The sequence below is a fragment of the Dysgonomonas sp. 511 genome (genome assembly GCF_010501105.1).
Classification (GTDB): domain Bacteria; phylum Bacteroidota; class Bacteroidia; order Bacteroidales; family Dysgonomonadaceae; genus Dysgonomonas.
This window is the reverse complement of record NZ_QVMQ01000048.1, coordinates 1-10,801: the sequence shown is the minus strand read 5'-3', so window position 1 is coordinate 10,801 and position 10,801 is coordinate 1. Positions and strand designations below refer to the sequence as shown.

Sequence of the window (10,801 nt, the reverse complement as noted above, 5' to 3'; positions counted from 1 at the left end):
TTCTTCCCCGCGTTCACCAGATAAGACAAGTGTGCGAATACCTTTAAATCGATCCTGATTACGTATTGCCGCCGAACAAACATCAATTTTTAGGTAGCTTATGGATAGTGTAAGATTATGCGAAGAGTTTTGTGATTACATACTGAAAATCAGCGATAAATAACATGGTGACACATATTACTCTTCGCATAAAAAGCTACAAATCATTGAGCCATATGAGTATATTTTTGTCATTCTCCCATATCGGCTCTATCTCTGGAGATGTTGGAATATAGGCTTTTGGGGTAGCTTCCCGTTTCTGTTTTGAGTCAGCTTTTGAAAAAGCGAATATTAGTATTGATACTGATTTACCCAACTGTGAACAAGATAAATCTTTAATGACGATGCTGAAAGAGCTATGCTCCCCTGCTTAAAAATTTGTGAAAAGAATAATTATAGTGGAGTATCTTATTGTCAGGATATTCCACTATTTTTTACATAACAATCAAGAATTTAGACCACTTTAATTATTAGCCAGTTTTTTAAAAGAATGGACTAATGAACTTGCAATTTTCGGTATTTCGGATTTTGTTGCTTCCTCAATATCATTAAGTTTAGGATAACTATTATGACAAAATGCATTCCGAATTAACCGCATACGGTCTTTATTTTCCATGTCTGCATTAAATTCATTTAATATCTGTTTAAAATCATGCCGTTCCAACTCAAGTTCAGGTTTCTGAAGAACTATTGATTTTTCAAAGTCAAGAACAAGTTTAAATAATGGTGTCCTGTTTAAATCATATTGTTCAAGTTCCTTCTCCAGTACCTCTCTATCCAATATTTTTGCTGATTTAATTTGAGGTAACAAGGTTTTTATACGTTGATCATATATGAATTTAAAGAAATCTCCATAATTCTTAAGTTTGAGGGATTCTTGCCTGATCGTTTTTACAGAATTGTCCTCCAGCTTAAGGGAGATGCTGAACGGTATTCGTAATGAGAGGATATTATTATCTCCTTCAGGAATTATATTCTTGAGTTTGTATTGACCGATTTCATCCATCTCATTATTTTTCCATTCACTATTAATTAAGACATCTTTAGCCATTAAGTATAATAGTATATCTTGTACTTTGTATTGACGGATAACTTTCTCATTTTTTCTAAAATCCCTTAATTGAGCACAAATCTTCTTATATTCTGGATAACCTTCATAGATTGTGAGGTCAAATGTTTTGTTCGATGTTTTAATATTTTTATAATCGATTCCTTTCCTGTGAAGAAGTGACTTTATTTGCGCAATATCTCCATCAACCCTTTTTCCTTCTTCGACTTGTTTCTTTATTTTATTAAAGAATGAACGTTCCTGCTTTATTTCACTGCTAAGATCAACTTCTTTAAAGCATTCTATTATTTTATTATATTCATCATTCTTGCCTGAATTTCCACCTGATAATATATTCCCTGCCTTTTTCTGCATATATTTTGAAATACTCTTATCTAAAGTTTCATTTTCCAGAAGTATATCGTCAAGCGATAAATAATGTTCTTTCTTGGGTTTAAATATCTCTCTATCTGTACGATTGTCTTTCAGATTATTAAAAATATCATAAGTGCGTTTATAGGCATAGAATGGCTGATTGTCGTCATCATGTATATGCCTGAAAAATTCAGCTATAAGGAATGAGACATTACATCTACCTTTTGATAAAGACGCTATTAAATCAGATTTATCCGAGTATTTGCTTTTCAGTTTCTCCTTTATTACTTCATTGAATAACCCACGTGGTAATTCAATCGGTTGTTCCAAATATCTACCTGACAAATCCGTATAATAAGAATCATCACGTTCAGTCCATTTTTGTCTGCCGGAAAAGAGGAAATTACATTCTTTATAGTCTTTAGATGTAAGCTTTTTTAAGTATTTAATACGTTTTTCTAAATATATCTGGTAAAATTTAATGGTGTCTTGCGGTTTTTTATCTAATACTTTGTCTAAAAAAGGGTGCGAAATATTACTTCCTATTAATTGGGCACTAACGAACATACGCCTTAGTTCTTCAATTGACTTATCATATATTGCCAGCGAACTTTGCATTACCTGAAAATTCATTCCTGTAAGTTTATCTCTGCCTTGTTTTTTTGTAGGTTGCAACAAGAGTATATCTTCAGACAGGAAACGAGCTAAACGTCCTGGTTTTATATCTACATACTTATCTGATCCAATTTTATTGGTTTTACTATCTTTTATCACTTTTAAATCTTTTTCTAACCTTTCTGTGGCACGTTCCGACCAACTTATCATTTTATCTATACGTTCTTTCGAAAGTTTATTAAAGCGTTCCTGGATATTCACAGATTTATTAGTCAGATAATCCTGTAATTTTTCAGGTATTTCACTAAACTCAAGATTATAATCTCCTTTTATGACAGAAGCAGCTTCATCTCTGTTTTGTGATATCGGTAGTAGTTTTTTTTCTTTTATATCTGAGAAAAGTCTTCTATAACGTTCTACATAGTTAATAATAACAGACTCTGTTTCGCCTTTACTATCTTTATCACAAAGAAGGTTATGAAATACCATTGCTTTAAGTTCATGAATACTCATCCAGCAATCGGGCACCTTACATAGTGTTTCTTTTCCATTAATTACAGGTATAAAATAGCCTTTATCTATTATTTGCCGTTTTGCGGAATTAAAAGCCATTCCAATTCGGTTTCCATTGGTAACATAATTAGCCCTGTGATCTGTAATATAAGGTTTTTCATCTGCGGTGTCCTGCCGAATTTCTTCATATGGACGTATATGCTCAGCCCATTTCTCCTTCCGGACTTTTTCTATTTCATCAAGGCGTCCAAAGCCATTCAATTCTTTTTGTAAAGCTCTGATACGGTCATTATTATCGCTATCAATACCTTTTTTTTCATAAAATTTATAACGGTATTTTCCTAATGATACCTGAAAACGGATTTTTTTTAATAATCTATTATCATCGAAATATCTCATTGCATAATATGGGAAACGATCCTGGTAGCGTTTCATCAATATTTCCATATTATCATTATCCGCATTATCTCTTTCGGGCTGTATTCTGAATTTATCCTGATCTTTTTTGCTAAGTGTTTCAAATAACTCATCCGGACATTTTTTCAGTTCATTTAGCATATCGAGCCCCAATGCAAAGACCGGTTTTTCACTATCAATCCTTGCTTTGGGAAGGCGTATACGGTAAACACTGAATATTTCCCTTATGATTTTTTTCTGTATCTCTGGGGTATTATTGGAGAAGAAATGTAATTCCGGAGTATCAAGAAGCATAGTTGCATATTTTTTCTCAATAAACAGGCAAATAAGGAAAAGAATACCTTTAGGGGAAAGTGTTTTACCCTTTGTATCTAATTTATAGGCAAAGTCATCTCTTTCCCGATGTATCTTAGCTGGCCATTTACCATTATAAATGAATTCTCCGTTTTCATCAGTTTTTATTATTTCTTCATATCTATCTCCCGATTTCGAGCCTGTGAGGAACTTCATGTCATCGTCGGAAAACTCAAAACGATCTTTTGCAATACGGCGTGCCCCATCAAAACAGTTTTTCAGATAATAAACCAGTTTTTTGTTATCTGATTCTATACCTGCTTTTTTCGCTCCTTCTTTTGCATCGATTCTTTCATCTATAAATATGTAATGTGAATGTTGATCCCGAAGTAGATTTAAAATATTAAAAGTCTTTATTAATATATCGCTATACATATCCGCATTTGCGGTCTGACTTACTGAATCTTTCCTTGAAATATCATTGTCCACCATGGGCTTCAGAAATGGAAAATGTTTGGTAAGTATCTTAACTGCTTTTTCTTTTTCTTCTGGCCTACCCGATTTCAAAATGGTTATTGCCTTCATTTGCGAAAGGTGAGCCTCATTACCTTCTTTTGTTGCTCCTAGTATTTTTGAAATATGTGATAACGTAATAAATGCATTTTGACGGGCCATATTTAGATATGCGCCAAAGATATGTTTGGTGTTCTGCTCCATAGTGTGAAATATTTAAGAATTAATGTTTATTCCTTTACTAAATTAGGAATAATAATCTGTTTATTAAAATCTATTGTTAAAAAAATATATCTTTATATCCGTATCGGGTTATTTCATATTTAATTTATAATTCTGGGATGGGTGAAATCCCCCGCCTTTAGGCGGAGCATTCTTTACATACCCTCAAATTGGATATTGATTTCATCTTGGCTATATAAAGAAGTTCATTCATCGTTTTTTTTGAAAATATTTTATAATTGTTTTTGTTCTGACTTTCAGTCTTGTCTGTTAGATGGCTTTAGCCTTAACAGGACTTTTAGTCCGTTACATAACCCACCGCCTCTTTAGGCGTGTGGTTGTTTAGTTGCTTCTTAATTCTATTTATAAGTCGAATTATTTAACCTGATGGAGTGTTGCTTACATGGATTTACTGTAATTAAAATTATACAATACTATGGAACTTAAAGATTCGATGACTGTTTGTTTTATACCGTTCAGATTCAATTGTGAAAATGTAGTATCTGAAATGCAAAAATCTTTATGGGAGCCTATAGAAATTAGTGTAGATAAAAGCTTCCTGTATCCGCATATTTCGAAATTCTTGTTCAGCAATTTTGGAATAAAAGATGAAAGAGCTCTCATTCCGGATAACTGTCTGGTGTATAGCCTAAAAGATAATTGGCGTGGCTTAGTGTCCGATGAAGAAGACGTAATCCGAAATTTATTTAATAATTATACGCTTGAAATAAAGAAAACAAAAAAGATTGGAGATGAAGACATTGAATTAAAATATTATTTCAAATTATTAAATAAAAGAAGTACCCTGACTTCTCCCAAACTCGTATTTCATCAATTATCATCGGTTGGATTCATAATGTTTTGCTTCGAACCGGATAAAAAGAGCCGTAAATTTGAGAATTATATAGACTTAAATTATCTGCTTCATAAGGTGGGAAAGCAATCGCTAGCAATACGCATAGAAGAGGACAATGAAAAGAACAGCAGCATTTATTCATCTCTAAAGAATTACAACAGGGACAATATAAAACCATCGAAAAAAGAAAAAGATCCTGATATTTTCTATTTGCATAATCTTATTTCATTTCTGCTGAAGAATATCGGTAACAATAAAATCGAATTTATAGGTAAAGAGAATATGCACCTTCTCAGTTATATACAGGTAGATACAAAGGAGAAAGATACTTTGCCAAACGAAGATATAATGAAGAATTTTGTTCGTCTTGCCAGATGTCAGAATACGGAGTATATGGTAAATCCTGAAAGTGACTTGTTGGGAAACAAAATATATATGCAAACTTTCGACAATATTTATATTGCATCTTGTGTGGAAGGCGGTTGTGTAATGACCGATCTGAATCTTAACCCTTCTCCTTTTATACAGGATTTCAAGAATAATTCATTTGCGTCCCGTTATATTTGGACATATATGCTGGTGTACTTGCAGCGGACAATGTTGCTTAATCTTTCGGACAGGCTTACAAACATTGATCTATATGCTGTATCCGATTCGAAAGGAGCAATAACAGATTCTTTATTGAAGCTGTCGAAGATGAAGGCGAACACTTATTTCTCAGACATATCTGATATAACCCAGCATAATCTGTTTTACAGGTTTTGCTCGCAAAACTTATCTATACGGCAACATTTTGATGAAGTAAGGGATAAGATAGAGGATCTGGATATCGTAATTAAGGAACAAGAGCTGGCTATAAAGGAACAGGAATTGGAAATAAGGAATAAGGAACTGAAACAGCAAGAGGAAATTGAAAAAAATGAAGCTAAGAGAAGCAGAGACCTTTCAGACAGGTTAGTATACATATATATAGCTCAAGTCTTTTTTGCTATCGTTGTATTTTCAGGTGTGAATGTTGAAGTAGAGTGCCTTTCTATATTTTATAACGATTATAAGTATTATATAGATATTCTATTGTCACTATTAGCTGTATTCACCATAGTATTCTCTGGATATTTAATATATAAAGCAAAAAAGAAATAGGATTTAATTTTAAAATAAACATTAACAGCCTGATCTGAACACAGATCAGGCTGTTTTTTTATGCCCATACTCTTCCTGTTACAATACTTCTCAAAATAAAAGCTTCTGTAACCGTTTGCGGGTAGCGGATCACGCCTTCACATCTCGTTGTCATACCCTCCAAAGTGAGAGCTTCTACAACTTAAGCAAGAAGCTAAAAAGTTAAGAAGAAAATTGTTGTCATACCCTCCAAAGTGAGAGCTTCTACAACTCTTTCTTTTGGGGACTAATATCAACATTTTTTGTTGTCATACCCTCCAAAGTGAGAGCTTCTACAACTTGGAATGGCAGCCTAAGCCATGAAAAAAAATAGTTGTCATACCCTCCAAAGTGAGAGCTTCTACAACGGGTTTCTTTTGGGGAACTCATAAGTACTGTACTGTTGTCATACCCTCCAAAGTGAGAGCTTCTACAACATGAAGACTGTGGGAGCAGACTTCGAACTAAACAGTTGTCATACCCTCCAAAGTGAGAGCTTCTACAACACGGAGAAAAAGTTCCTTTCAACTCGTCTTGGGTTGTCATACCCTCCAAAGTGAGAGCTTCTACAACGTAAAACTACCACTTCAAGTTCTGGTACTTTTGGTTGTCATACCCTCCAAAGTGAGAGCTTCTACAACTACAATAAAAGGATTCATCTCTGAATGGGATGTTGTCATACCCTCCAAAGTGAGAGCTTCTACAACTACCTTAGATGAAGCCGAATTTAAGTATGATAAGGAAGTTGTCATACCCTCCAAAGTGAGAGCTTCTACAACTGCCACCATAACACTGGTGAATAACGTACCTGTGTTGTCATACCCTCCAAAGTGAGAGCTTCTACAACTAAATTTACCAACATCAAAAAATGAGAAAATGAAGTTGTCATACCCTCCAAAGTGAGAGCTTCTACAACATTTTCACACCTACAAACCGTCTGAAATGATTAATGTTGTCATACCCTCCAAAGTGAGAGCTTCTACAACATTCAGTTTTTCAGAGGACTACATTTTATCAAGTTTATATTTACAATTCCAATCTTCCTGAGAAAGAATGTCTCATCATCACATTTAGGAATTTTCGCAAATGTTCTCTATTTTTCTATCTAGAAAATACGTTTTTTTAATTTTTATTTCATTAAGGTGCTGTATTTGAGTATTTTACTCTCCTCGAAATATTCGCAAATCTTTTAGCTTCTGCTCTTAAATGGGATATTTTCGAAAACACCCACTTTATTCAAAACATCAATTCATTGGCAATGAAGGAAATACGCGAAAAAGTAAAATTTCAAAAAACAGGATTTTTCGCAAATGTATTGAATAATTTGTAATAACTGAGGTTTGCGAATTTTTTTTCTTATATGGAAAATGCCTAAAAGCGCATAAGTATTTAAAAAATAAAGACTTATGCGTTTTTACTTTTTTCGCAAATGTTTTCATATTATTTTTACTGTGCGGATAGATTTCCTCCTGTCAGGTTGATACACTATTTTTGTGAAACAACTGACACAAATAGGATAATAAACAAGTGTATCGGTACGTTTATCTATTCGTCTTTCTATATCTTCCTTTACTTTTTTATATTGTGTATCTGTGAACATACATTCAAAAACACTGAGATTGATACGCATACCATATTTTTCCAACAATTTTGATATTTTATCACGTTGGCGATTATCTTCCACATCATATGCTACTATACAGAATATTTTGGTTGCTCTTTTCATAGTTATTTTACCATTTTGCAATATAAGGTTTAAAAATATTGGTTTCGCCAATAATATATAAAGATATATCCCGTATTTGTTCTTTTATTATCTCCGAAAACCTTATATTTTGGCTTCGGTATTTCTCATAGCGGTGTATTCGTTCCAATATGTTTTGTACCAATAGCTTTTTGGTATCATCGGACAATAGGTGATTACTCATTGATAAGGGCTCACGTTTTTGTACCAGGCTAATGACTATCCGATCAACTGCTTGTGCCCTGAACAATTCAATAATATCATAAACTAATGTAGGTTTTCCTTGTTGGTAAGCATGTAAATATCCGATTGATGGATTAAGTTTCGCTTTTAGTACAGCCTGCCATATACGGGCATATATAATGGCATAACCATAGTTGAGTAATGAATTGAGCAAGTCGATTGCTCCTTTTCGCTCACGTGATTTAAAATCAATACCATCATCTAATAATAATTGTCTTATATAATTCCAATATAAAATTGCTCCTTGTGCCTCATATCCCATCAAAATTTCTTTATAGTTACTTTCTGTTAAAGCTATATCTTTTATTTTCTTTATAATATCAGACAATTGAGAAGAAACGGATTCATATATTTGATATAAACCTATATCAGTTTTATGATATTTATGAAAATATTTAATCAAATTCAATTGATTTTTTAACTTACCTGTTATTATCTGAGTCGATAAGTAAATTTTTCGGGTAGATGAAAGATTTGCCTGCATTTGCCAAAGTGTTTTTTGCACTGATATTGGAGCGAGTATTGATGCATAATGTTTACCAGTATAATCGAAAAAGTCAATAGGAATCTTATTGTCCATGCAATAATTTATAGCATCTGATGATATACTAACGCCCTTGGTCATTACTGTAATATGTTTTAAGGCTGTAGATGGGGAATCGCTTACAACTTTGCCTTTTTGTTTAAGAATTATACCTTTATTACTTTTTCCAATAAATACTCCATATGAAGAAACGACAAGTTCTGTTCCTTCATTTTCTTTTTTAAGATATTCTCGTTTTCTTTTATTAATAAGCTTTTTATTTTTCTCTAAGATATTATTATCATCTTTTTCATTGGACTTTCGCTTGATATCCATGTACAAACCACTCCATTCATCTATTTTTTCTTTTCTAGCGAGATTAGCTTCTGCTGAAAAAAATGGAATTTTATTTAATTCTTGTATTATATGTTTTTTATTTCGAAATTCTATAGTGTTTGTCCTTATTAAGGTAACGATTCGCTCTGCTAGGGCTTTATCTAAGGGAATAAGATATTCTTGAGGTAAAATTTGTGCATAATACCTCCTTATACTATCTAATTTCTGAAGGATTTTTGAAGAGAATGTTCCATGTTGTATATTTAACATTTCAATACTTTCTATTAATCTAGTTTGCTTTATTTCTGTTATTGAGATTTTCTTTTTCTGCAATTTTATTCCTAGAAACTCTATTCCAATACTTACTTCATTTATTATCGGCTCATTTAATTGCAATAACAAGCGTTCTTTTAGGAATGTACTAGATTTGATTACAAGTTCTCTTATTATCTCTTCATCCTCAGATAAAAAAATGAAATCATCAGCATATCGTATATATGAGTTTGTCTTGGTTGTAATAAACTGATCGAAAGAATGTAAATAGAAGTTAGACAATAATGGTGATAGTATTGCACCTTGGGGGACGCCTTCTGTTATATCAGTCCATTTTTTATTAACATCTACAACGCCCATTTTTGTAGACAAGTCAATCAAACGCAGAACTTCATCATCGTTAACCATCGGCTTCAAACGTTTGAATAATATTTCATGGTTAATTGTGTCGAAATAATTGTCAATATCAAGTTGCGCAACCCAAAGATTCTTCCTCATATTAATCTCACTCATAGCTCTTTTTATGGCTTTTAGATGTCCTTTATCCGGTCTATACCCATAACTATTATTGAGAAATAATCGTTCGAATCTAGGTTCTATCAGTATTTTTATTGCTTGCTGCACAATTTTATCTTTAATAGTCAATAGCCCAAGTTTTCGTTTCTCTGTTTCATTTTTCTTTATCTCTATGCGCAAATATGGATTCGGTAGCCATTCTTTTGTCTGGAGTTCTTTTTGAAGTTGCTTTAGGTTTCCAGATAAATTGTTATCAAAGTCAAGTATTGTCATTTTATCAATACCGCCAACAGCATTTTTAGTTTTTATTATATTCCATGCTGAATAAAGATGGTCTATTGTACAGAGTTTACAAAATAATGTTTGCATAGTTATTAGATTTTCAATATTGATTGTGTCAATTTTACTGTCTTTTATGAATTAATATTTTTTAGATTTATATAAAGGTATTCAAGGTTGTAATAATTACTATATGTAATACAATAAATCTCAGGAACTGATTAAACTTTTGTTCATATAGTTCTATCGATAGTGGCATATACTGCAATCGATGTAGCCCATTTAAAGTTCATTTAACTAATTCAGACAAAGTTTTTATGTTTTCATATAACTTTAATTTAAGGGTTTAAGAATAATGTTAACCCTTAAATATATAAATATTATGGATAGAAAAATAATTAACACCTATTGATAATCAGTAAATTATTATTTACGATTTACATAATACATTGCTTTACATAATCCTTTCCAGAGCTGAAGCTGACGATATATTTGTCATACGAATGGAGGTTAAAATTAGGAATTGTCGTTAAGCTTTTCATGCATAGCTTTGTAGAATTTTCTGATATCCTGGGCATGATAAAGTCCTCCAAATTGTTTATAAAGCTGTTCGTCTGATAATTGGTCTATGATCTGCATTGTGATGTTCAACCCTTCTACAATGAAAAAGGAAGCCAGAATACTGCTCCCCATTATATCTTTTATGCGTTTATCTAATGTTTTTGCCATGACATAAAAAAGAGGGTGTGTCAAAAGTAAATTGACCTACCCTTTTTGTTTCATGCAGCCAGTTTATATTTCTCTTGGTTTTTATCAGCAATAGGATTCATAATA

The 10,801-nt window shown here is 32.4% G+C and carries 5 protein-coding genes and 1 CRISPR repeat array; of the genes, 1 reads left to right on the top strand and 4 read right to left on the bottom strand.

What is annotated here, in order from left to right; translation table 11 throughout:
• Positions 1 to 502: 502 nt before the first annotated feature.
• Entirely contained in the window at positions 503 to 4,018 is a 3,516-nt protein-coding gene (cas13b, locus tag D0T57_RS14570) for a type VI-B CRISPR-associated RNA-guided ribonuclease Cas13b (protein ID WP_163274213.1), read from the bottom strand.
• 454 nt (positions 4,019 to 4,472) lie between these two features.
• Between cas13b and D0T57_RS14565 the strand changes: the two genes are divergently transcribed.
• Positions 4,473 to 6,035, top strand: a complete 1,563-nt coding sequence (locus D0T57_RS14565) for a hypothetical protein (RefSeq protein WP_163274212.1) — start codon at positions 4,473 to 4,475, stop codon at positions 6,033 to 6,035.
• 146 nt (positions 6,036 to 6,181) lie between these two features.
• Positions 6,182 to 7,039: direct repeats of the CRISPR family, unit length 35 nt; unit sequence GTTGTCATACCCTCCAAAGTGAGAGCTTCTACAAC.
• 449 nt (positions 7,040 to 7,488) lie between these two features.
• On the opposite strand, the gene cas2 is transcribed toward D0T57_RS14565, so the two are convergent.
• The 3 genes from cas2 to D0T57_RS14550 form a co-directional block, all read right to left on the bottom strand.
• Positions 7,489 to 7,779, bottom strand: coding sequence for a CRISPR-associated endonuclease Cas2 (cas2, locus tag D0T57_RS14560; protein ID WP_163274211.1), 291 nt, complete (start codon positions 7,777 to 7,779; stop codon positions 7,489 to 7,491).
• Between the two features lie 7 nt (positions 7,780 to 7,786).
• Positions 7,787 to 10,057 (bottom strand): CRISPR-associated endonuclease Cas1, encoded by a 2,271-nt coding sequence (gene cas1 / locus D0T57_RS14555; protein ID WP_163274210.1) that lies wholly within the window; start codon positions 10,055 to 10,057, stop codon positions 7,787 to 7,789.
• Positions 10,058 to 10,483: 426 nt separating this feature from the next.
• Entirely contained in the window at positions 10,484 to 10,696 is a 213-nt protein-coding gene (locus tag D0T57_RS14550; RefSeq protein WP_163274209.1) for a hypothetical protein, read from the bottom strand.
• Positions 10,697 to 10,801: the final 105 nt, after the last annotated feature.